Raw genomic sequence first — 21636 nt, 5'->3', positions numbered from 1 at the left:
AGAGCGCCTTTGGCAATCACTTCACCGACCAGCGGTCGATATCGGCGTCCTGTCCGATCAGCGCCAAACCCGTGGCAATCGAATCGAACTGGTTGGAGCTGGTCACGGCCGCATCGGGAAAGCGGCTTTCGAATGCGGTGCGGATGGCCGGCACAAAGGACGTGCCGCCCGTCAGGAAAACGCGGTCGATATTGCCGGATTGCAGTCCGGCCTTTTCCACGGCTTCATCCACCGACTGTTCGATCTGGCGCACATCCTCGGCGATCCAGTTTTCGAAATCGTTGCGGGTGATATCCGAGCGAATTTCAAAATCGTCCGCCTTGAAATGCAGTTCCGCGATGCGCTCGGATGAGAGGCGAACCTTCAGGTTCGAAACGGCGCGATAGATTTCGTAGCCGTAATCATTCTCGATCAGATTGATGAAATGCTCCAGCGCTTCCGGCTCGACCGCCTGCTTGGCAAGCTCGGTCAGGTCGCGGATCGTCGCGGGCGAGTTCATCAGGAACAGCGTGTTCCAGCGCGCGAAATTTGCGTAATAATGGTTCGGCATGGTCAGGCGCTTGCCGAAGGACTTGTATTCCGTGCCCTTGCCGAGCAATGGCGAAACCGCATTGTCGATGATGCGGTAGTCGAATGTGTCGCCCGCAATGCCAAGACCGGTCTGGCTCATCGGCGTGAAGGAAAGACCGCCCTTACCTACTTCGAAGCGCACGATGGAAAAATCGCTCGTGCCGCCGCCAAAGTCGGCCACCAGAACAGTCGAATCCGCCTTCAATTCCTGCGCATAAAAATAAGCCGCGGCCACCGGTTCATAGACATAGTGAATGTCGGTGAAGCCGAAGGCGCGAAACGCCTTTTCGTAGCGCTGCATGGCCAGCTGCTCGTCCGGCGAGCCGCCTGCAAAAATAACCGGACGCCCGACCACCACGCGATTGCCCTTTGGCGGCAACCTGTCGCCGAGGCGCGCGGCAACCGTTTCGAGGAATGTCGTCAGAATATCCTCGAACTTGAACCGTTTGCCGAAGACCGGCGTATCGGTGAAGGATTTTGACGCCGCAAAGGTCTTGAAGGATTGCAACATGCGCGTTGAATGCGGCGCATTGACAAAAGCATCCATCGCCCATGGGCCGCTTTCCACCGTGCGCTCGCCGGTTTCGCGATCTTGCCAGAAACAGAGGATCGAGCGATAGCCGGTCACGTCGGCGCCATCCTTGACGACGCTCAGCACAGCCGCGGTGCCATCGGGGCTTGCAACCGACAGAACCGTGTTGGTGGTGCCGAAATCGATGCCTAATGTCACGCCATCAAATGGGCTCTCAATAGCCTTCGTCATCGTGGCACCTTTTGGGAGAAAATCGGGGAGCGGGCGGATTAGCAGCCGCGACGACCAAGCTCAACCCGTTAATGTGCGTTTTGATGCCAACGGATAAGATCGGCGCGAAAAAAATACCTGAAACACCGGCCCAACCCATCATGTAACGAACGGAAAAGAAGTTTGAAGTAAAAGATTGTAGGTTTTTTGAAAATTTATAGAATTTTTGTTTTCAGACTGTTAGGTTTCAGCCCCGCATCCGGAGTGGTTCACCTTTTAGAGCATAATCCGATCAAACCTGCTCTCATAATACCGCCAGAACTGCTCCCTTATTTGTTCTCACCGCATGAATGCGACGCCGGGTGATTTCTTCCGACTGCATAATGCTCCAGGCTGTCCAACAAATGAAAGCGATACTCATGGCGTTTCTCTCACGTACACTTCTCGCCACCGTCTTGCTGTCTGCAAGCGCCCTGCCCTTTGGAGCGCTGGCTGAAGAATCAGCGGGCCAGCCGCTCGCCACCGGCTATCACAGCAGCGGTCAGGTTACCGCCGAGGTCAGCGGCGCCATCCGCGACGGCGACAAGCTAACCGTCAAGGTTCGTTTCAAGAACGCCACGGAAGGCGACAACGTTTCCTCGACGCTTTACAGCTCCATGTCAGACAAGGAGTACGAGAATGATTATTACCTTCTCGCCGGCGACAAGAAGTATCTGCTGTTGAAGGACTCCGAGGGCAAGCCGCTCACGCCAACCTCCGTTTCACTGTTCGGCAAGGGGCCTGTGGTCGGCGTCTGGCACGGCGTTTTTCCGGCACCACCGAAAGATCAGAAGGTGACGCTCTATATCAAGGGGGTCGAGCCGCTCGGACCATTCGCCGTTCCCGCCGAATAGGGGGAACAGCCAATGGCTACAATCCATCGATTGACCCGTCTCGGTCTGATCGGCCTTGCTGCGCTGTGCCTGCCGTCGGTCGGAACAGCGCAGGATGCAGGGCTGAATACGGATAAGAACGCCTATATCCGTGATCTTGTGCCGGAAATCCGCGATCTGGTTTCGGCTTCCGGCGGTACGGATGACAACGCACGCGGCCTTTCGGCCGCAGCGCAACAGATTGTCGAGAAGAGCGGCAACATCACGATGCGCGAGACAGACAACAGCGTCGTCCTGTCTGTCTCGAGCGATATCCTGTTCGGTTTCGACAGCGCCAAGCTGACGGCTAAGGCCAAGTCCACACTGGGTGGTGTCGTCAAGATATTGGACAGCACACCGGATTCCACCGTGCAGGTTGTCGGCTATACGGATTCCAAGGGCTCCGATAGCTATAACCTCAAGCTTTCGAAAGCGCGGGCCAGAGCGGTTGTCGAATTTTTAGTCGGCAATGGCGTGCCGTCGGCGCGCCTGAAGCCGGAAGGGCGTGGCGAAAGCGAACCTGTCGCTCCCAACGACATCAAGGGTAAGGACAACCCCGATGGACGCGCCCAGAACCGGCGTGTGGAATTTGTGCTGCCAAAGGCATGATGCCGTCTGCACAGTAATGCCAAAAGAAAAAGCCCGGATCACTCCGGGCTTTTTTACATGATGCTTATCGCTTCTTCTTGGCGCGGCCCGCGAACGGATTGTCCGAGGTGCGCAGCGCAAGGCGGATCGGCACGCCCGGCATATCGAAGATTTCGCGCAGGCCATTGACCAGATAACGCACATAAGATTGCGGCATCGCGTCGGGACGCGAGCAGGAGACGACGAAGCCCGGCGGGCGGGTCTTCACCTGCGTCATATATTTCACTTTCAGGCGGCGACCGGAAACAGCCGGCGGCGGCTGATGGGCAATCACGCTTTCCAGCCAGCGATTGAGGCGGCCGGTGGAAATACGGCGATTCCATATCTCATGGGTCTTCACGACATTTTCCATGAGCTTGTCGAGACCCTGGCCGCGTTCGCCGGAAATCGGCACGGCGCGCAGCCCGCGCACCTGCGGCAGAAGACGGGCGGTCTTTTCGTAAAGATCGGCCAGAACCATCTGACGGTCTTCGATCAGGTCCCACTTGTTGAAGGCGATGACCGGCGCACGACCTTCACGGATGATGAGATCGGCGATCTGCAAATCCTGCTTTTCAAAGGGGATCGTCGCATCAAGCACGATGATCACCACCTCGGCAAAGCGGATGGCGCGCAGGCCATCGGCAACCGAAAGCTTTTCCAGCTTTTCCTGCACGCGCGACTTGCGACGCAGACCGGCAGTGTCGAACAGCTTGATCTTGCGACCGTGCCATTCCCAATCGACCGAGATCGAGTCACGGGTGATACCCGCTTCCGGGCCAGTCAGCAGGCGGTCTTCACCGAGCATGGTGTTGATCATCGTGGACTTGCCCGCATTCGGGCGTCCCACAATGGCAATGCGCAGCGGCTTGGTCGCGTCATAGGCCGGGATGACTTCCTCATCCGGATCTTCAATGTCGTCGCCGATCAGCTCGCCGACCGCCTTTGGCGTGAAGACTTCGTCAGCGGCTTCCGCTTCTTTTTCGTCGGCGAAGACGCGTTCTTCGCCCAGAAGTTCGACAATGGCGTCGCGCAGGTCGGGCATGCCCTGACCATGTTCAGCGGAGATCGGGCACGGTTCGCCGAGACCAAGCTGGAAGGCGTCATAAAGGCCCGACTGCGCGCCGCGCGCTTCGGCCTTGTTGGCCACCAGCACCACGGGCTTGCCGGACCGGCGCACCAGTTCAGCAAAGGTGTTGTCGGCAGGCGTCAGGCCGTTCTTGGCATCGACCACGAACAGCACCGCATCGGCTTCGCTGATGGCGGCTTCCGTCTGGGCGCGCATACGCGCTTCCAGCGAGTCATTGGCGGCCTCTTCGAGACCAGCCGTGTCGATCACCTGAAACTTGAGGTCGTAGAGCTTGGCGTCATGGATGCGCCTGTCGCGCGTGACGCCCGGCAGGTCGTCCACCAGCGCCAGCTTGCGGCCGACGAGACGATTGAACAGCGTGGACTTGCCGACATTGGGACGCCCGACGATTGCGAGAGTGAAACCCATGAACGAAAATTACTCCAGAAAGAAACAGGGCCGGTTCAAGACCAGCCCCGAAGGTAGCCTTTGTTTAACTTTGTGCCGCAACGCCTGCGCTGCGCATCAGGTCCAGCATCGTATTGGCGCGCTGGCGGATATTGGCCTGCGCCATACCGTCATCGGCGATCTGCTTGAACAATTTGACCGCATCGTCGAAACGTTCGGCCTTCCAGGCTGCGAGGCCAAGGGCTTCGCGCGCGCTGGAGCGCATCGAATTGCCATCGGCAGACAGGGTTTCAACCCGCTTGGCGACATCGTCATAAGAACCGCTATCGACCAGCAGATAACCCGCCCGCAAACGCGCCACATCGCGCAGCGTACCCGGCACGGCATTGTCGGCAGCGATATCGTCAAACGCCTTCACGGCGCCAGCCGCATCGCCCTTGCTGGCAAGGACGGAGGCCGCACGCAGGCGCGCCAAAACCGGATAAGACCCATAGCCGGTCTTTTCCAGATCGTCGAGCGCAGCAAGTGCTTCATCGTTCTTGCCTGCCGATGCAAGGTCAAGCGCCGCAAGGAACTTGTCGCCGGAAGCAGAGGCCTTGCTGTCGGTCCAGTGCTGGTAGCCGACCCAGCCGGCAGTGCCCAGAACGATTGCAACGGCAGCACCGATCACGATCGGGCCGAAATTCTTCCAGACCTGCTTCGCCCGTTCCGAACGGAGTTCCTCGTTTACCTCGCGAATGAAACTGTCGTCTGCCATGGACCTGCCATTGTTCTTGAATCTGATTTACGAAATAGCTGTTCTGGCGCTTTTAGTCGGAATTGTCGCCATATGTAAGACCCGTCCGCGAAATAAGCATAGCGAGCCCTGCGTAAAAGTGAATTTCGGTCCGACCTTCGCCATATTCAAGGGATAGCCGGGTCACTGGCCCCTTCCCGGCCTTGGATTTTCCCGGTATTTGATGGCAATGCGCGTTTTCTTCCCCAAAACTCTCCTCGCTCTTTCCCTCTCGGCGGCTTTTTGTGCGCCTGCCGGGGCCACATCACCGGAAACAACGGCCAGCAAAACGCAATATGTGCTGATTTCCTTCGACGGCGCGCATGACAATGCGCTTTGGACGCGCTCGCGCGAGCTTGCGAAGAAAAACAACGCTCGTTTCACTTATTTCCTGTCCTGCGTCTTTCTGATGACCCGCAAGGACCGCGCCAGCTATCAGCCGCCGCACAAAAAGGCGGGCGTATCCAATGTCGGCTTTGCCCAAACCCGCGATGAAATCGCCACCCGGCTTGGCAATATCTGGCAGGCGCATCTGGAGGGCAACGAGATCGCCAGCCACGGCTGCGGCCATTTCGACGGCACGAGCTGGTCCACCGCCGACTGGAACAAGGAGATCGGCGCGTTTCGCCGCATCGTCGCCGACGCCTACAAAAATAATGGCATAGACGGCGAGCCGGAAGGCTGGCGCAACCTCGCTCTCAACGGCATCAACGGCTTTCGCGCGCCCTATCTCGCCGCTTCAAAGCCGGTGCAGGACGCACTCAAGGCCAATGGCTTCCGCTATCAGGCATCATCCGTCACACGCGGGCCGGAACTGCCGCAGATCACCGGTCAATTCGCATCTTTCGGTCTGCCGCTGATCCCGGAAGGCCCGTCAAAGCGACCGATCGTCGGCATGGATTACAATCTCTATGTCCGCCATTCCAAGGCTAAGGAAATACCTGACCAGTCGGCAGCGTTCGAAGAGCGCGCCTATAAGGCGTTTCGCGCCGCCTTCGACAAGCAATATGACGGCGAGCGCATTCCCTTGCAGCTTGGCTTCCATTTCGTGCTGATGAATGACGGCGCATACTGGCGCGCCATGGAGCGCCTTGTTTCGGAAGTCTGCACCAAGGCCGACGTCAAATGCACCACCTATGGCGATTATCTGAACAGCCTCGACAAGAACACCGGCTCGACCATTCAGAACCGGTCGTAACCGGCGTTTTTCCAAACCCTCGTGCTTCGAGACGGCGCTGACGCGCCTCCTCAGCATGAGGGTGTTGGCGCTCTTTAGCATGAGGGTGTTGGTGCCCTTCCCTAAACGCCCTGCGGCGCCTCGAGATTTTCGCGATCCAGCGTCGGCAGCTGCTCGCCATGGATGGTCGCCTCGAAGGCGCGAAGGCGCTTGTAGATCGACAGAAGCTCGATGATTGTCGTCCAGGAATTGACCAGATACTGGAACGAGCCGCGCACCTGATCGAAGACGTTCAAGATCTGGTTCATCAGGCCCAGGGTCAGCTTGCCTGCCACAATGGACGGAATGAGGATCAGGGTCGGGAAAATATTATCCGCTTGAATGTAGAAGATGCGGGCGACGTTGAAATAGACGTAGTGGAAATAAAGCCGGAAATAATTATGCCGGACATTGCGGAACAGTTCCTGCATCGTCACCGGCGCGGCGCGGTCTTCGTGATCCTCACCATAGACCAGCTCCTTACGATAGGCTGCTTCCACGCGCTGATTGTTGAACTCCAGCCCCGGCAACTTGATGCCGACCAGCGCCAGAAAACCGGTGCCGAAGGCGGCCCACAAAATGGCCGCCCAGACAAGCGCATGCGGAATAGCGCCGATGATCGGCAGTTCATTGACCTTTTCCGAAAAGGTGAACAGGACCGGCAGAAAGGCGATCAGCGTCATCACGGATTTCACAAGGCTGACGCCCAGCTGTTCCAGCGTGGAGGAGAACCGCATCGTGTCTTCCTGCACGCGCTGCGCGGCGCCTTCGATATGACGCAACCGCGGCCAGTGGCTCATATAGTAATTGTTCATCGCCGTGCGCCATCGGAAGATATAATGGCTGACGAAGAACAGGCTGAGCACGCTCACCGTGACCGCGATGAAGGCGATGCCAGCGAATTCGACCATCCCCCAGTAAAAATCGGCGGCTGTCACCGAACCCGGCGTCGACAGCGCCTTCTGCACCATGTCGTAGAATGGTCCGTACCAGGCGTTCACCGCAACACTCACCTGCACCGAAAAATAGGTCGTGAACAGGATCAGTGCCGAACCGAGGATCGACCAGCGCTGCCATGGATGCGGTGAAAACAGCGCCCAGAAAGCGTAAAACGCAAAGGTCGCCACGGCGAAATAAATGTAGAACCAGAGAAACGGCGCAGACCAGAAAAGGCTTGCGCCGATGATCGGCGCGGCGTCCGGCGCGGCGGGCGGCAGGCCGAAAAGACGCCCGAGATTTTCGCTCCCCATATACCAGCCGAACACGGCCAGCAGGCTCCAAAGAACGACAGATGGAAAAAACAGTTTTGGGCGGGGGAAAAAAGATACGAACACGAAAGCGGTCCCGATTCTATGGGGTTATCGCCCCCATAGAATGCTTCTCGCAGCGCCTTTGCCAGTTAAATGTTTGTAAGATTTTGACAGAAACCTTTTTTAGATTCCCAATTTTGCAGTTCTACTTGGCCTTTTGACCGGCCAGCACGCCAATGACGGCGACTGCCACCAGCGAGAAGGCGGCGGCAAGGCTGGCCGAGGTGAAGGAGCCGGAACGCTGCGCCATGTAACCGGCGACCAGTGGCCCGACAATCTGCCCGATGCTGAACGATACGGTCATGCGCGCCAACGCCCGCTTCGGCGAGGCGGGAGCCAGAACCCGCGCGATCTGGAGACCGAACGCGGTCAGCGCCATGAAGGTCATGCCGAGAAGCGCACCGCCGACCAGCGGACCGACAGGCGGGGCGATGACGACGCTTGCGGCGACACCGATGGCTTCCAGTAGCGCCGTCAGCGCGAAGGCATTGAACAGGCCGAACTTCTTCGCCGCCGGAGACCACAGCCAGATCGACGGCGCGGCGGTGAGGCCGGTGACGATCCACACGGCTGCTTCCATCAGGGGCCCGCCATCATTGGCGCGCACGATGGCGATCAGAAAGGTGGCGGTGATGACATAGCCGAAGCCGAAAATGCCATAGGCGAGCGCCAGCGCGTTGAAGGCAAAGCTTTTCGGCAAAGCCGGTTCACGCGCGTTGCCGCCGTTGCCGCGCGGTCCCTCGCGCACCAGAAAGACCACTGCCGCCAGCATGACCAGCGTAAGCAAAGCCGCGCCGATCCAGTCCGCACGCCAACCGAGGCCGGAAAAACGGATGGCCGCCACCAGCACCGCCGATATGGCGATACCGCTGCCCACGCCGCCGAAATGCAACGCGCCAAGCCCGCTGCGCTCGGCGGCGGTCACATGGCTGAGCACGATGGCCGTGCAGAGGATCATGGTCACGGCGCTGGCGAAACCGGCGGCAAAGCGGATCGCGGCAAACATCCAGACGCCGTCGAAGAGTGCCATGGCGGCGCAAAGTGCGGCGCTGATGATCAGGCCGGTGATCACGCTGGCGCGCTCTATGCCTGCCGACCAGCCATAGCCTGCGGCAACAGCGCCGAGCAGATAGCCGATATAGTTGGCGGAAGCGATGAAGCCCGCATCGGCGGCATTGAAGCCAAGATCGGCCATCATGCCCGGCAGGATCGGCGTATAGATGAAACGCCCGATCCCCATTGCGGAGGCCATGGCGAGAAAACCGCCCAGCGCATAACGGATCGCCGTCTGATGTTGAGCGGATTTTAGTGAGGATGACATTGAAAAATCCGAACGGAAGAAGGCAGACTTAAGGAAGTTCGACTTGGGAGAGAACTGAGTCATGCGCGGGAAAATACGCCTCAAATGCAGCCGCACAATTGAATTTTTCTGATGGCAGCGATCAAGGGGAGTAAGGGAGTAAGGGAGTAAGGGAGTAAGGGAGTAAGGGAAGAGGATCGCGGGCGCTTATTCAGCGCAAGCGTTTTTCTTCGGGGCACCGAGTGCCTACCCTATTCCCCTATTCCCCTATTCCCCTATTCCCCTATTCCCCTACTGCCCTCCTCTATCCCCTCACCACCGGCACGCTGTCCGGAACCCCGGCATGGAGGAAGTGCAGCAGCGTATCCTGCACCGATTCCAGCCGGTGCACGCAATCGCGCCAGCCGAAGGGAATTTCCTTCGGCACGGGCGGAATGCGCTGCGGCGCCACGCCTTCATCCAGCGAACAATTGGCGATGATGATCTGCAACGCCTCGCTGACCCATGGCGGCGGAGGCGCTTCCTTCTTGCGCAGCGCATTACCCAGTGCTTCGCCGAACAAGAGCGCTGAAGCATAAAGACGAATGCCGCGACGGTCATAACGCCCGGCCATTTCGGTCACTTCGCGCGCCGCCAACCGCCCGCGCAACGACCAGCGCGCATTGCTGCGCGCTAGCGCAATGCCGTCACCCAATGCGATTACCGCGCGATGCGCGGAGGTGAACTGGTTGATTGCGTTTTGGGCGCGTGCCGCGTCCTCCTTGTCGAGCGCGATAGCCGCCTGTTTCAGCCCGTTGGCCAGCCGGTCCAGCAGGCCCCGCGCCGCCCGGTCGATCAGCCGCACCGGGTCCGGTGTCAGCAAGATCTGGCTGAACAGAAGCCCTACACCGGCCCCCACCAGAACGTCGATCAAGCGCGTCACACCCGCCACCTGCGGCCCCATGGCGAGCACCAGAATGGCCGAAACACCGGATTGGATGGCAATTGCCGGCGCCATGCCGAACGAGGTTGCCAGCACCATGGCGATGAAGGTCACCACCGCCATATGCACGACGAGAACGGTTTCCGGCAGCAGCAGCGACAATTCTCCCGCGGCTACCCCTGTCGTCACGCCGACCATGACGCCGATGGCCTGCTTGCCGTGGTTCGGCAGGTTGGGCGCAAGGCAGATCACCGCCGTGACCATGGCAAAGACCGGCCTTGGCTGACCGAGAAGCCATTGGCAGATCAGCCACGCCACAGCCCCACCAATGGAAGCAATCAGCGCATCGCGCCAGCTCACCGACCATTGCTGGACAACCTTGTTCACGCGCTGATGCATGGGGTTTTCTCCGCTTGGGCAGGCCTATCCGCAGATATTTATGGCAGAAGCCCGGCAGCTCAAGCCTTGAAGAACGCCTCATACTGATCCGGCTTGAAACCAACCGTCAGCACGCCGTCCCTGTCGAGCACCGGGCGCTTGACCATGGAGGGCTGTTCCAGCATCAGCGCCTGCGCCTGGGCGGCATCGACACTCTGGCGTACATCTTCGGGCAATTTGCGGAAGGTCGTGCCAGCGCGGTTCAGAAGCTGTTCCCATGCGACGGTTTTGAGGAAACGGTCGAGCGTTGCCGCATCCAGCCCTTCCTTCTTGTAATCGTGAAAACCATAGTCGATGCCATGGTCCTCCAGCCATGTGCGCGCCTTCTTCATGGTGTCGCAGTTTTTGATACCGTAAATGGTCACGCTCATGGTCGACTCCTTCAATCCTTTGCGCGATCAAAGGCTAATACGCGTTTCGGTTCAACCCCTTATGTCGGCCTATCGCGCATCGTGAAAGATTATGCCCAGCGTATGTCGCATGCCGGAGCGGATATGGCTGACGCCGTGGCGCATCTTGACCCGGTAGTCGCCGCGCGTGCCCTGTACCGGGCGGTCATTGACGGCGAAGATCACCGCATCGCCCTGTTGAAGCGGCACCACTTCCGCCCTGCTCTGCATGCGCGGACGTTGCTCGGTGAGCACGAATTCGCCGCCCGAAAAATCCTCGCCCGGCTTTGACAGGAGGATAGCCACCTGTAACGGAAACGCGATGTCGCCATAAAGGTCCTGATGCAAACAATTATAATCCCCCTCGCCATATTGCAGGAGAAGCGGCGTCGGGCGTAACTGACCGGCTGCGTGGCAGCCTTCCAGAAAGGCGTCATGGGTCGGCGGATAACGGATGTCGCTGCCCATTCTCCGGCTCCACGCATTGGCGATGGGCGCGAGTTGCGGATAGAGATTTTCGCGCAGGCCCGCAATTAAGGCAGGCAGCGGATAGGCGTAATATTTGTATTCGCCGCGCCCAAAACCGTGCCGCGCCATGGAAATGGTGGTGCGAAATACGGCGGAATCATGCCATTTCGTGGCAAAATTGTGGCATTCGCTATCTGAGAGGAGTTTCGGGAGAATAGCCGTACCGAATGTGTCGAGTTCGGCGCCGATCTTCTCCCAGTCATAAGCGGCGACTTTTGCCGCCGCCGTTTCGTGATCGCCACTCATGCTTCACGCTCCCGCTTCAGGAGGTCGCGCTTGCGCTCGACACCCCAGCGATAGCCGGACAGTCCGCCATCATTGCGCACGACACGATGGCAGGGCACCGCGACGGCGATCTTGTTGGCGGCGCAGGCCTGCGCAACAGCGCGAACGGCTTTCGGCGCGCCGATCCGTTCGGCAATATCCGTATAGCTTGCTGTTTTTCCTGCCGGAATTTCCCGCAAGGCCTGCCAGACACGCTGCTGGAATGCCGTGCCGCGCAGATCGAGCGGCAGATCGAGACCAATGCCCGGCGCTTCGACAAAGCCGACCACCTGCGCGATCATGTCCTCGAAGTCGCGGTCGGCCCCGATGAGATTGGCTCTCGGAAAGCGCTTTTCCAGATCGCGTATCAGTGCTTCCGAGTCGTCGCCCATTGAAATGGCGCAGACGCCCTTGTCGCTCGCCGCCACAAGCACTGCGCCAAGCGCCGATTGGCCAATGGCGAAACGAATGTCGGCATCCTTGCCGCCCTGCCGGTAAGCCTTTGGCGTCATTCCGAGAATCCGGTCGGAGGCTTCGTAGAAGCGGCTGCTGGAATTGTAACCCGCATCATAGATTGCATCGGTGACGCGGATTTCCGGCGCGTCGAGCGCCACACGCATTTTGCGGGCGCGATGCGCATCGGCATAAGCTTTTGGCGTCAGCCCGGTGAAGGCTTTGAAAATGCGGTGGAAATGCGCGGGGCTGGTCTTCACCGCATCTGCGATTTCCTCCAGGGACGGCACTTCTTCCGCCGCCTCTATATAGCGGCAGGCAGCGGCTACAATTTCGGCATGGCGCGCATTATTCTGCGTCGCGAGCGTTTCGGTCAGATGCGGCTTGCAGCGCAGGCAGGGGCGAAAGCCTGCCCGCTCCGCATCCTCACAGCGGTCGAAAAACTGCACGTTTTCGCGCTTTCCTCGCCGCGACGGGCAGGACGGGCGACAATAAACGCCAGTGGTGCGCACGGCATAAACGAAGGCGCCGTCCGACGCCTTGTCGCGTCCGAGCACCTTCTGCCAACGGCTTTCATCGGGATCGTGCTTTGCGAGTGTCATAAGGTTCATGTCCGTGTTCCTTCTTTATATGAACCAGACATAGAAGCTTACAAGGGCGCTCACACTCCGCTGCTTGCTTTCAAATTCGCATCACGCTTTACGCGCATCCGCGATAGCTGCGATCAGTTCCTGCTGCTTCATGACCCCGCCATAGAGCTTGGTGCCGATGACGAAAGACGGGGTGCCGCTGAAATTAAACGCTTCGCCCTGATTCATGTTGCGCTCGAGTATGTTGTTGATGCGCTTGGAATCCGCCTTATAGGCCGCCTGAAGCTTGGCCGCGTCCAGACCAGCCTTCTTCAAGGCTGCATCGACCTGTTCCTTGGTCAGACGGCCCGGCGTGGCCATCATGGCTTCCATCGCCTTGGCGTAATTACCGGATTTTTCCGCCGCCAGAACAAGCCGCGCCGCATAGGCTGACGTTTCGCCAAAGATGATCCAGTCCTTCAGCACCAATCGCACATTGCCGTCATCCTTGACGACGCGCATCAGTTCGCCATGGCCCTTTTTGCAATAAGGGCACTGATAGTCGAAATATTCGACGATGGTGACATTGCCATTCGGGTTGCCGAGAACCGGGATTTCGGTGTCGTAGAGAACCTCGGCCACGGTCGGAACGGCCTGTGCCAAACCTTGCACGCCCGAAAGGCCGAGCGTCGCAACGGTTCCGGCTGAAACAGCCAGCATCTGACGACGATTTATCATGAACTCACTCCCGTACCGGATTGCGACTTGTCGAGCACCACAACGCGGGCGCCCGTCGGGGCGCGCTTGTAGAGATCGAGAATGTCCTGATTGAAAAGGCGGATACAGCCCGAGGACGCCGCCTTGCCGACCGACCACGGTTCGTTGGTGCCATGGATGCGGTAGAGCGTGTCCTTGCCGTCGCGATAGAGATAGAGCGCGCGGGCGCCAAGCGGATTGCGAATGCCGCCTTCCAGACCATTGGCATATTTCGCGTAATGATCGGGATTGCGCTTGATCATATTGGCGGTCGGGGTCCACCGCGGCCATTGCGACTTATAGGCGACCTTGGCTTCGCCCTTGAAGGTCAGTCCGGCGCGGCCAACACCGACCGAATAGCGCATGGCCTTACCGCCCGGCTGCACGAGATAAAGATAGCGCGCATAGGGATCGACAATGATGGTGCCGACCGGATGGTCGGTCGCGTAATCGACCTGCTTGCGCAGGTTGCGCTCGGCAATCTTGTTCACGTCGAGCGCGGGAATGAAGTTCTTTCCGTCGGTGACGGCACCATACATCACTTCATATTCGCTGCGCGCCGTCTGTACTTCCGGTTCCACAACGGCTGCGACTTGCACCGGTTGCGGCTCAACCACCACCGGCTGAACCATCGGCGCGGGCATAACAACCGCGACCGGCTGCTCGGCGGAAGTGGTCGTGCAGGCGGCTGCCGCCAGTGGCAGCGCAGCGACAGTGGCAATGCGCAACAGTCGCGCTGCAATACGATATCTATCGTCCCCGCGTTTCATAATAGTCCAAGCCCCCGGCATCATCTTCAATCCTTGTTTCTGCAATTACATCCGGCCATCGGCTGTGAGACCAACCGACCGGGCAATGGTGGCAGACGTGACATCGCCCACCAGTCTCGTCCGATCCCGCTCGCGGCTTGCCTTGTCGAAGAAAATCATCGTCGGCGGGCCAGCCACTTTCAGCTTTGCCATCAGGTCGGCATTGCCACCGGTGAGATCGGAAATATCAGCCTTGATGAGCTGATAGCCGTTCAGGCTTTTCTTCACATCGGCATCCGGCAACACACGTTTTTCCACGGTGGAGCAACTCACGCACCAATCCGCCGTGAAATAGACCAGTGTCGGGCGCGAGCCTTCCACTGTCGCAAGCTTCTCCTGAAGGGAAGAAACCGTATCGACCGGCGCGAATCGCAGCTCGGTCCTATTCTGGTTGTCGCCACGGTTAGCGAATGCGGCCAGCGGTTGCAACGGATCTCTGCCGCCGGACGCCAGCCCAAGCATCAGAATGGTTGCGTAGACGAAGGCCGCCGCGCCAATCGTGCGAGCCACCACGCTGTGCCCCGGCACTTTGAGAAAGGCAAAACTTGCCACGCCGAACAGCAGCATCGCCCAAAGCGCCATGTCCACGCCTGACGGCAGAAGCGGCGCGGCCATGAAGATGGCGGTTGCCAGAAAACCGAAGCCGAAAATCTGCTTCACGGTTTCCATCCATGCGCCTGCGCGCGGCAAGGTGCCCGCGCCAAGGGTCGCGAAAGCGATCAACGGCAGGCCCTTGCCGATGCCGAGCGCAAAAAGGGCCCCCGCACCCAGCGCGATATTGGCCGTCTGTGCAATATAGAGAAGCGCGCCCGCCAGTGGTGCGGTCACGCAAGGACCGACGATCAGCACCGACGAAAAGCCGAGTATGACGGCGGAGCGCTTGGAGCCTGTGCGCTGGCCAGTCTGCGCGGAAACCGCGCTCACCCACTGGCTGGGAAGCTGGATCTGGAACAGGCCGAACATCGACAGGGCCAAAAGCGTGAACAGCCCCGCCAGAGCAAGCGCTGTCCATTTCGATTGCAGGACCATTTGCAGGTTCTGCCCCGACCAGCCAGCGATCGCCCCCACCAGCGCAAAGCCCAAAGCCAGACTGACCACATAGATGGAGGAGAGGAGAAAGCCGCGTTTTGCCGTCAGCTTTTCACCTTCGCGTGCCAGTGTTCCGGCAACGATGGGATAGATCGGGAAGACACAAGGCGTGAAGGCCAGCAGCACCCCGAACGCCAGAAACGCCGCGATGACAAAGCCCGTGCCGCCCTCGGCCAGCAGGTTTTCGACCATGCCCTTTTCCGGCGCGAGCGCAAAGGCCTTGCTTTGTGCGCCAGGGGTCGGCGGGACCGCGGCTTGCGTGAAGGCCGAACTCTGCCCGAATGATTTCGCCAGATTTCCCATCTGGCTGGAAACCGCCAGCGTCACCGGATCGACCGTCCGCGTTTCAGGCCGGTAGCAGATGCCGTCTTCCTGACAGCCCTGATAGGTGATTTCCACCGGCGCGGTTTGCGCGTTCACGCTGGCGCTGGCATAGCGATAATAGACTTCAAGCCTGCCGAAATTCGGATCATCCTTGGCAATGCCGGGCTGTGTATCGACATCGAGCGCATTGCCCTTGTCGTCCTTCGCGGCAATATGATCGCGATAGAGATAATAGCCTTCGGCAATGGTCCAGCCAAGCACGAGGCGTCCGTCGGCATCTTTCGTCACGCCGAGACGAAAGGCTTCGTTCACCGGCAAGGGGCCTGCGGCAAAGGCGGACGAGCACGCCGTGAAGATCAGGAGAGCCAAACACGCAAGGCTCGCAGAAAGACGCATTCCGGTTTTCCGAACTGATTCGTAGAAAATTGATTATGCTGTAAAAGGCGAATGACGCCGCCACCTTAAGGCAGCCTTAAGCTGGGTTGCCGACAAGCCCGGGCGGTTTAAAACGACAAACAAGGCGAAAACAGGAAGACCAATGCGCATTCTGGTGGTTGAAGATGATGCAATCCTGCTCGACGGGCTGTCCGTCGGTCTTGGCATTGCCGGTTTCACCGTGGATGCGGTCTCGACCTGTGGCGATGCGGAAGCAGCCCTCGCCGCGCAGAATTACAATGCCGTGGTGCTCGATCTGATGCTGCCGGACGGGTCCGGCCTCGACATTCTCAAAACCATGCGGCGCGGACGCGACGATACGCCGGTGCTGCTTCTGACCGCCCGCGATCAGGTGCCGGAACGCATTGCCGGGCTGGACGCCGGTGCCGACGATTATGTCGGCAAGCCGTTCGATCTGCATGAACTGGCCGCCCGGGTGCGCGCTGTTGCGCGGCGCGGTGCCGGTCGCGCCAATGCCGTGCTGGAATGGCGCGGCGTCGAGCTTGATCCGGCGGAAATGTCGGCGCGTTTTAACGGCGAACCGCTGCGGCTGACGCGGCGCGAATTCTCGATCCTGCGTGCCCTGATGGAGCGCCCCAATGCGACGCTTTCGAAATCGTCGCTGGAAGAAGCGCTTTATGGCTGGCAGGAGGAAGTGGAGAGCAATGCGGTGGAGGTCCATGTCCACCACCTGCGATCCAAGCTTGGCTCCGATTTCATCGAGACGGTGCGCGGGGTCGGCTATCGTCTGGCGGGAGCCTGCGCATGAATTCGATCCGTGGCCGTCTGACCGGCATTCTGATCGGCGTGACCTGTATCGTCTGGCTGGTTGCGGTGGTGTGGATTCACATCACCACGCAGGCGCAACTGGAAAAGGTTCTGGATGCGCGTCTGATGGAAGCCGCGCGCATGGTCAATTCACTATTGAGCGATCACCGTGTCGAAGTCGGCCCGAACGGCGATGGCGGCCAGCTTTCGCTAAAACCCATGCCGGAATTTTCCGACTATGACCGGCAGCTTTTCTGCCAGATCTGGGCGCTGGACGGCAAGCTGGTCGGGCGCTCGGAAAGTGCGCCCATCACACGGCTGACCAATGTGGCAAACGGCTTTTCCAACACCGTTGTCGACGGCGAGCGCTGGCGGGTCTTTGCGGTTGAAAACACGCAGCTCGGTCTGCGCGTCATGGTTGGCGACAGTCTCTATGTCCGTGAAAGGCTGGTGCGCACGGTGGTGACGGGGCTGGCCGTGCCAGCGCTTCTGGTGTTGCCGCTGCTTGCGGGCATGATCTGGCTTTGCGTGCGGCGCGGACTCAATCCGCTGAGCAACCTTGCCGCCGTGCTGTCGAAACGGCAGGCGCAGGATTTGCGCCCGCTGCCGGAAGACAACCTGCCCAAAGAAATTGCCCCTGTCGTGACGGCGCTGAACGGGTTGTTCCACCGCGTCGAGGAAGCGCGCGAGCGCGAGCGCAACTTCGCGATCTTCGCCGCCCATGAGCTGAAGACGCCGCTCGCCGGACTGAAGACGCAGGCGCAAATCGCCGAAAGCGCGAAGGACAAAGCCGTGCGCGCCAATGCGGTGCGCCAGATTGCGGCGGGCGTGGACCGCACCAGCAGGCTGGTCGGTCAGTTGCTCGATCTTGCAGCGCTTGAAACCAGCGACGAAGCCGAGACACCAGTGCCGGAACCGGCCTGCAAGCTTCTGCACACCATCGCCACCGATATGCGCATGCTCGGCGCGCAGCGCGGCGTCACCATCGAATTGCTGGAGGGGATGCCGCTTGTGCAGATGCCGTTCCCACATCTCTTCACGCTTGCTGCGCGCAACCTGATCGAAAACGCCGTGCTGCATTCCCCGGTGGATGGCTTCGTGCGCTGCGGCTTTACCGTCGCGGACGACCGCCTCACCCTTACCGTCGAAGACAGCGGCCCCGGCATTCCCGACAATGAAATGCCGCATGTGACGGAACGCTTCTTCCGTGGCAAGCACCGGCAGGATAATGGCAGCGGCCTTGGGCTTGCCATCGTGCACATGGCGGTGACGCGCATGGGCGGCAGTTTTGCTCTGGTCAACCGTTCCGATGGTGGTCTTCGCGCCTCTATGATCGTCCCGGTGGCATAAGTTCCGGGACCACTTCCCTCCCTAGAAAATCGTCGTTGATTAGGATCAATGACAGCACACCACCGAGCGCAGATAGACATCCTGTCGCTACAACTGCCCCTGACGGGCGGTCTTCGTTACGCGCTGCGAGGGGATTTCATGAACTACGCCGCTGGAACAGTCCTATCCGGTCTGGGAGCGCTTTTTGCCGTGCTTCTGGCCGGATTTTCCCATGACGAGCTGTTCAGAACCCATATGTGGATTCTGTTCGTCGTGCTCGCCATTTTCACCATTCTTCTGATGCGCAATGCCGATTACGGTCTGACGCCGAAAAAGACGGACCAGTCCGTCTATATGGATGGCCCGATCCGCTACGGCGTGATCGCCACGGTGTTCTGGGGCGTTGTCGGCTTCCTCGTCGGCGTCGTTATCGCAGCCCAGTTGGCTTTCCCGGATCTCAATCTGGAACCATGGCTGAACTTCGGTCGGGTGCGCCCACTGCACACTTCCGCCGTCATCTTCGCCTTCTGCGGCACCGCGCTCATCACCACATCCTTCTATGTGGTGCAGCGCACCTGCCGCGCCCGTCTGTTCGGCGGCGATCTGGCCTGGTTCGTGTTCTGGGGCTACCAGCTTTTCATCGTCATGGCCGCCACCGGCTATCTGCTCGGCATCACCCAGAGCCGCGAATATGCCGAGCCGGAATGGTATGTGGACCTCTGGCTCACCATCGTCTGGGTCGCCTATCTGGTCGTGTTCCTCGGCACGGTCCTGAAGCGCAAGGAGCCGCATATCTATGTGGCCAACTGGTTCTTCCTCGGCTTCATCATCACCATCGCCATGCTGCATATCGTGAATAACCTTGCCGTGCCGGTCTCCTTCCTTGGCACCAAGAGCTATTCCGCCTTCTCGGGCGTTCAGGATGCGCTGACGCAATGGTGGTACGGCCACAATGCCGTCGGCTTCTTCCTCACCACCTCGTTCCTCGGCATGATGTATTATTTCGTGCCGAAGCAGGCGAACCGTCCAGTCTATTCCTACCGCCTGTCGATCATCCACTTCTGGTCGCTGATCTTCCTCTATATCTGGGCTGGTCCGCACCACCTGCACTATACCGCCCTGCCCGACTGGGCGCAGACGCTGGGCATGGTGTTCTCGATCATGCTGTGGATGCCGTCCTGGGGCGGCATGATCAACGGCCTGATGACGCTTTCGGGCGCATGGGACAAGATCCGCACCGATCCGATCATCCGCATGATGGTGGCGGCCATCGCCTTCTACGGCATGGCGACCTTCGAAGGTCCGCTGATGTCGATCAAGGCGGTCAATTCGCTGTCGCACTATACCGACTGGACCATCGGGCACGTCCATTCCGGCGCGCTTGGCTGGAACGGCATGATCACCTTCGGCGCAATCTATTATCTGGCTCCGAAGTTGTGGAACCGCGAACGCCTCTATTCGGTGCGCATGGTCAACTGGCACTTCTGGCTCGCTATTCTCGGCATCGTGCTCTACGCCGCCGCCATGTGGGTTGCGGGTATCCAGCAGGGCCTGATGTGGCGCGAATACGACGACCAGGGTTTCCTCGTCTATTCCTTCGCAGAAACGGTCGCCGCGATGTTCCCTTACTACGTCATCCGCATGACTGGCGGCCTGCTCTACCTCACGGGCGGTCTCGTCATGGCCTGGAACGTCTATCAGACCATTCGCGGAAATCTGCGCGATGAAGCGCCGATTGCCGGCGCAACCCCGGCCAAGCCGACACCAGCGATGCAGCCTGCGGAATAAGGATCGAACACACATGTCCTTTCTGAAAAAACATGCCGTAATCGAAAAGAACGCAACGCTGCTGCTGGTTGGATCGCTGACCGTGGTGCTGATTGGCGGCATCGTGGAAATCGCGCCGCTGTTCTATCTCGAAAACACCATCGAGAAAGTGGAAGGGATGCGACCCTATTCACCGCTCGAGCTTGCGGGGCGCAATATCTATGTGCGAGAGGGGTGCTATCTGTGCCACAGCCAGATGATCCGCCCCTTCCGCGACGAGGTGGAACGCTACGGGCATTACAGCCTTGCGGCGGAATCCATGTATGACCACTCGTTCCAGTGGGGTTCCAAGCGCACGGGGCCAGACCTCGCCCGCGTCGGTGGCCGCTATTCCAACGAATGGCACGTCCAGCACCTGATCCGCCCGCGCGACGTGGTGCCGGAATCGGTCATGCCGGGCTATGGCTTCCTGAAGGATACGCCGCTCAGCGCCGACACCATTGCCGCCGATCTCAAGGCCAATGTCGCGGTGGGCGTACCCTATACGCAGGACATGATCGACAATGCGCTGGCCGACCTGAAGGCACAGGCCGATCCCGAAGCGGATACATCCGGCGTCGAAGCCCGCTATCCGAAAGCAAAACTTGGCGATTTCGACGGCAACCCGGCTGCTTTGACCGAGATGGATGCACTCGTCGCCTATCTCCAGATGCTCGGCACGCTGGTCGATTTCTCGACCTACGATCAATCCCCCAAAGCGCGATAGGAGCTTCCCATGGATTACAACGCCATGCGCCACTTCGCCGACAGCTGGGGCCTGCTCGGCATGACGGTCTTCTTCGTTATCACCGTCTTCTATGTCTTCCGTCCCGGCAGCAAGAAGATCGCCGACGAGGTGAAAGCCATTCCGTTCAAGGATGACGCAAATGACTGATAAGCATATTGACGACGTCAGCGGTGTTTCCACCACCGGCCATGAATGGGACGGCATCCGCGAACTCGACAATCCGATGCCGCGCTGGTGGCTGTGGACCTTCTACGCCACCATCCTGTTCGCCATCGGCTACACCATCGCCTATCCGGCATGGCCACTGATTTCCAGCTCGACTGCGGGGCTGACCCAATGGTCGAGCCGCGGCGCGTTGCAGGAAGACATGCGCCAGGTGGTGGCAGAAAAACAGGGCATTCTCGACCAGATCAAGACCAAGGATGTGCACGAGATTCTGGCCGATGAAAATCTGCGCCAGTTCGCCGTTGCAGGCGGCGCGGCTGCCTTCCGCGTCAATTGCGTGCAGTGCCACGGCTCCGGCGCGCAGGGCGCGCCCGGCTATCCGAACCTCAACGACGATGACTGGCTGTGGGGCGGTTCCATCGACGAAATTCTGACGACCATCCGTCATGGTGTCCGCTCGAAGGACGACGCGGATACGCGGACTTCCGAAATGCCTGCCTATGCCGACATTCTGGAACCGCAGCAAGTTCGCGATGTGGCGGCCTATGTGGTGAGCCTGACCGGCACGCCGCATGACCCGTCGATGGTCCCGGCAGGCCAGAAAGTCTTCGCCGAAAACTGCGCCGTCTGTCACGGTGCCGACGCCAAGGGCAGCCGCGAATTCGGCGCGCCGAACCTGACCGATGCGATCTGGTTCTACGGTTCCGGCGAAGACGCGATCATCCGTCAGGTCTCGCACCCCAAACACGGCGTCATGCCCGCATGGGAACCGCGCCTCGGCGACACGACCGTCAAGCAGCTGGCGATATTCGTGCACTCGCTGGGCGGGGGAGAATGAAGAGAGGGGGGTAAGGGAGTAGGGGAATAGGGGAGTATGTTTTGGTTGTGAAGGCCCGCAACGTCGCTCCCCTTTTTT

Annotated in this window: 21 protein-coding genes; 9 read left to right on the top strand and 12 right to left on the bottom strand. The window is 59.7% G+C overall.

Going from position 1 to position 21636, the window contains the following annotated elements; translation table 11 throughout:
• Positions 1 to 16 precede the first annotated feature (16 nt).
• Complete coding sequence (locus D8666_RS08960; RefSeq protein ID WP_109368416.1) at positions 17 to 1333, bottom strand: Hsp70 family protein; 1317 nt, start codon at positions 1331 to 1333, stop codon at positions 17 to 19.
• A gap of 383 nt (positions 1334 to 1716) precedes the next feature.
• On the opposite strand from D8666_RS08960, the gene D8666_RS08955 reads away from it, so the two are divergent.
• Both D8666_RS08955 and D8666_RS24605 read left to right on the top strand, forming a co-directional pair.
• A complete protein-coding gene (locus D8666_RS08955) occupies positions 1717 to 2205 on the top strand; it encodes a hypothetical protein (protein ID WP_121537466.1) in 489 nt (162 codons plus the stop codon).
• Positions 2206 to 2217: 12 nt separating this feature from the next.
• On the top strand, positions 2218 to 2832 hold the full coding sequence (locus D8666_RS24605) for an OmpA family protein (RefSeq protein ID WP_109368415.1): 615 nt from the start codon (positions 2218 to 2220) through the stop codon (positions 2830 to 2832).
• 64 nt (positions 2833 to 2896) lie between these two features.
• Here the strand turns inward: D8666_RS24605 and der are convergent, their stop codons facing one another.
• Together der and D8666_RS08940 are read right to left on the bottom strand one after the other, a co-directional pair.
• Positions 2897 to 4348 (bottom strand): ribosome biogenesis GTPase Der, encoded by a 1452-nt coding sequence (der, locus tag D8666_RS08945; protein ID WP_121537327.1) that lies wholly within the window; start codon positions 4346 to 4348, stop codon positions 2897 to 2899.
• Positions 4349 to 4412: 64 nt separating this feature from the next.
• Complete coding sequence (locus D8666_RS08940) at positions 4413 to 5084, bottom strand: tetratricopeptide repeat protein (protein WP_109368413.1); 672 nt, start codon at positions 5082 to 5084, stop codon at positions 4413 to 4415.
• Positions 5085 to 5292: 208 nt separating this feature from the next.
• Here D8666_RS08940 and D8666_RS08935 point away from each other — a divergent pair, with 208 nt between their 5' ends.
• Positions 5293 to 6300, top strand: coding sequence for a polysaccharide deacetylase family protein (locus D8666_RS08935; protein ID WP_121537464.1), 1008 nt, complete (start codon positions 5293 to 5295; stop codon positions 6298 to 6300).
• 101 nt (positions 6301 to 6401) lie between these two features.
• Here D8666_RS08935 and sbmA read toward each other — a convergent pair whose 3' ends face one another.
• The 9 genes from sbmA to dsbD all read right to left on the bottom strand — a co-directional run bounded on the left by sbmA (position 6402) and on the right by dsbD (position 15865).
• Complete coding sequence (gene sbmA / locus D8666_RS08930) at positions 6402 to 7652, bottom strand: peptide antibiotic transporter SbmA (RefSeq protein ID WP_121537326.1); 1251 nt, start codon at positions 7650 to 7652, stop codon at positions 6402 to 6404.
• Positions 7653 to 7773: 121 nt separating this feature from the next.
• The gene (locus D8666_RS08925; RefSeq protein ID WP_109368411.1) at positions 7774 to 8949 is read right to left on the bottom strand and encodes a YbfB/YjiJ family MFS transporter; all 1176 of its coding nucleotides are present in this window, start codon (positions 8947 to 8949) and stop codon (positions 7774 to 7776) included.
• 283 nt (positions 8950 to 9232) lie between these two features.
• On the bottom strand, positions 9233 to 10249 hold the full coding sequence (locus D8666_RS08920; protein ID WP_121537325.1) for an FUSC family protein: 1017 nt from the start codon (positions 10247 to 10249) through the stop codon (positions 9233 to 9235).
• 59 nt (positions 10250 to 10308) lie between these two features.
• Positions 10309 to 10659, bottom strand: a complete 351-nt coding sequence (locus D8666_RS08915; RefSeq protein ID WP_121537324.1) for an ArsC family reductase — start codon at positions 10657 to 10659, stop codon at positions 10309 to 10311.
• Positions 10660 to 10728: 69 nt separating this feature from the next.
• Positions 10729 to 11451 (bottom strand): 2OG-Fe(II) oxygenase, encoded by a 723-nt coding sequence (locus D8666_RS08910; RefSeq protein ID WP_121537323.1) that lies wholly within the window; start codon positions 11449 to 11451, stop codon positions 10729 to 10731.
• A complete protein-coding gene (gene ada / locus D8666_RS08905; RefSeq protein WP_121537322.1) occupies positions 11448 to 12533 on the bottom strand; it encodes a bifunctional DNA-binding transcriptional regulator/O6-methylguanine-DNA methyltransferase Ada in 1086 nt (361 codons plus the stop codon). Before ada ends, D8666_RS08910 begins: the two co-directional genes overlap by 4 nt.
• 81 nt (positions 12534 to 12614) lie before the next feature.
• Positions 12615 to 13229: a DsbA family protein gene (locus tag D8666_RS08900; RefSeq protein ID WP_109368406.1), complete on the bottom strand. Its 615-nt coding sequence runs from the start codon at positions 13227 to 13229 to the stop codon at positions 12615 to 12617.
• On the bottom strand, positions 13226 to 14017 hold the full coding sequence (locus tag D8666_RS08895) for a L,D-transpeptidase (protein WP_121537320.1): 792 nt from the start codon (positions 14015 to 14017) through the stop codon (positions 13226 to 13228). Before D8666_RS08895 ends, D8666_RS08900 begins: the two co-directional genes overlap by 4 nt.
• Before the next feature lie 45 nt (positions 14018 to 14062).
• Positions 14063 to 15865 (bottom strand): protein-disulfide reductase DsbD, encoded by a 1803-nt coding sequence (gene dsbD / locus D8666_RS08890; RefSeq protein ID WP_121537318.1) that lies wholly within the window; start codon positions 15863 to 15865, stop codon positions 14063 to 14065.
• 142 nt (positions 15866 to 16007) lie between these two features.
• Between dsbD and D8666_RS08885 the strand changes: the two genes are divergently transcribed.
• The 6 genes from D8666_RS08885 to ccoP all read left to right on the top strand — a co-directional run bounded on the left by D8666_RS08885 (position 16008) and on the right by ccoP (position 21558).
• Positions 16008 to 16673: a response regulator gene (locus D8666_RS08885; RefSeq protein WP_121537316.1), complete on the top strand. Its 666-nt coding sequence runs from the start codon at positions 16008 to 16010 to the stop codon at positions 16671 to 16673.
• The gene (locus D8666_RS08880; RefSeq protein ID WP_121537314.1) at positions 16670 to 18022 is read left to right on the top strand and encodes an ATP-binding protein; all 1353 of its coding nucleotides are present in this window, start codon (positions 16670 to 16672) and stop codon (positions 18020 to 18022) included. The genes D8666_RS08885 and D8666_RS08880 overlap by 4 nt, the downstream gene beginning before the upstream one ends.
• Before the next feature lie 138 nt (positions 18023 to 18160).
• Complete coding sequence (ccoN, locus tag D8666_RS08875; protein ID WP_121537312.1) at positions 18161 to 19789, top strand: cytochrome-c oxidase, cbb3-type subunit I; 1629 nt, start codon at positions 18161 to 18163, stop codon at positions 19787 to 19789.
• Positions 19790 to 19802: 13 nt separating this feature from the next.
• Positions 19803 to 20534: a cytochrome-c oxidase, cbb3-type subunit II gene (gene ccoO, locus D8666_RS08870; RefSeq protein ID WP_109368400.1), complete on the top strand. Its 732-nt coding sequence runs from the start codon at positions 19803 to 19805 to the stop codon at positions 20532 to 20534.
• Between the two features lie 9 nt (positions 20535 to 20543).
• On the top strand, positions 20544 to 20702 hold the full coding sequence (locus tag D8666_RS08865) for a cbb3-type cytochrome c oxidase subunit 3 (RefSeq protein ID WP_078337972.1): 159 nt from the start codon (positions 20544 to 20546) through the stop codon (positions 20700 to 20702).
• A complete protein-coding gene (ccoP, locus tag D8666_RS08860; protein ID WP_121537310.1) occupies positions 20695 to 21558 on the top strand; it encodes a cytochrome-c oxidase, cbb3-type subunit III in 864 nt (287 codons plus the stop codon). The genes D8666_RS08865 and ccoP overlap by 8 nt, the downstream gene beginning before the upstream one ends.
• The last annotated feature ends 78 nt before the right edge of the window (positions 21559 to 21636 follow it).

The organism is Ochrobactrum soli (assembly GCF_003664555.1).
GTDB classification, from domain to species: Bacteria; Pseudomonadota; Alphaproteobacteria; order Rhizobiales; family Rhizobiaceae; genus Brucella; species Brucella teleogrylli.
The sequence above is the reverse complement of the archived record's forward strand: the minus strand, read 5'-3'. Positions and strand labels throughout refer to the sequence as shown.

Bases quoted from the DNA above. Each gene is read 5' to 3' on its own strand.
- D8666_RS08920 (WP_121537325.1), bottom strand. From the start codon at position 10,249: ATGCATCAGCGCGTGAACAAGGTTGTCCAGCAATGGTCGGTGAGCTGG.
- D8666_RS08935 (WP_121537464.1), top strand. From the start codon at position 5,293: ATGCGCGTTTTCTTCCCCAAAACTCTCCTCGCTCTTTCCCTCTCGGCG.
- D8666_RS08900 (WP_109368406.1), bottom strand. From the start codon at position 13,229: ATGATAAATCGTCGTCAGATGCTGGCTGTTTCAGCCGGAACCGTTGCG.
- D8666_RS08955 (WP_121537466.1), top strand. From the start codon at position 1,717: ATGAAAGCGATACTCATGGCGTTTCTCTCACGTACACTTCTCGCCACC.
- D8666_RS08910 (WP_121537323.1), bottom strand. From the start codon at position 11,451: ATGAGTGGCGATCACGAAACGGCGGCGGCAAAAGTCGCCGCTTATGAC.
- D8666_RS08895 (WP_121537320.1), bottom strand. From the start codon at position 14,017: ATGAAACGCGGGGACGATAGATATCGTATTGCAGCGCGACTGTTGCGC.
- D8666_RS08880 (WP_121537314.1), top strand. From the start codon at position 16,670: ATGAATTCGATCCGTGGCCGTCTGACCGGCATTCTGATCGGCGTGACC.
- ada (WP_121537322.1), bottom strand. From the start codon at position 12,533: ATGAACCTTATGACACTCGCAAAGCACGATCCCGATGAAAGCCGTTGG.
- D8666_RS08925 (WP_109368411.1), bottom strand. From the start codon at position 8,949: ATGTCATCCTCACTAAAATCCGCTCAACATCAGACGGCGATCCGTTAT.
- D8666_RS08960 (WP_109368416.1), bottom strand. From the start codon at position 1,333: ATGACGAAGGCTATTGAGAGCCCATTTGATGGCGTGACATTAGGCATC.
- D8666_RS08940 (WP_109368413.1), bottom strand. From the start codon at position 5,084: ATGGCAGACGACAGTTTCATTCGCGAGGTAAACGAGGAACTCCGTTCG.
- der (WP_121537327.1), bottom strand. From the start codon at position 4,348: ATGGGTTTCACTCTCGCAATCGTCGGGCGTCCCAATGTCGGCAAGTCC.
- dsbD (WP_121537318.1), bottom strand. From the start codon at position 15,865: ATGCGTCTTTCTGCGAGCCTTGCGTGTTTGGCTCTCCTGATCTTCACG.
- D8666_RS08915 (WP_121537324.1), bottom strand. From the start codon at position 10,659: ATGAGCGTGACCATTTACGGTATCAAAAACTGCGACACCATGAAGAAG.
- ccoN (WP_121537312.1), top strand. From the start codon at position 18,161: ATGAACTACGCCGCTGGAACAGTCCTATCCGGTCTGGGAGCGCTTTTT.
- ccoP (WP_121537310.1), top strand. From the start codon at position 20,695: ATGACTGATAAGCATATTGACGACGTCAGCGGTGTTTCCACCACCGGC.
- D8666_RS24605 (WP_109368415.1), top strand. From the start codon at position 2,218: ATGGCTACAATCCATCGATTGACCCGTCTCGGTCTGATCGGCCTTGCT.
- D8666_RS08885 (WP_121537316.1), top strand. From the start codon at position 16,008: ATGCGCATTCTGGTGGTTGAAGATGATGCAATCCTGCTCGACGGGCTG.
- D8666_RS08865 (WP_078337972.1), top strand. From the start codon at position 20,544: ATGGATTACAACGCCATGCGCCACTTCGCCGACAGCTGGGGCCTGCTC.
- ccoO (WP_109368400.1), top strand. From the start codon at position 19,803: ATGTCCTTTCTGAAAAAACATGCCGTAATCGAAAAGAACGCAACGCTG.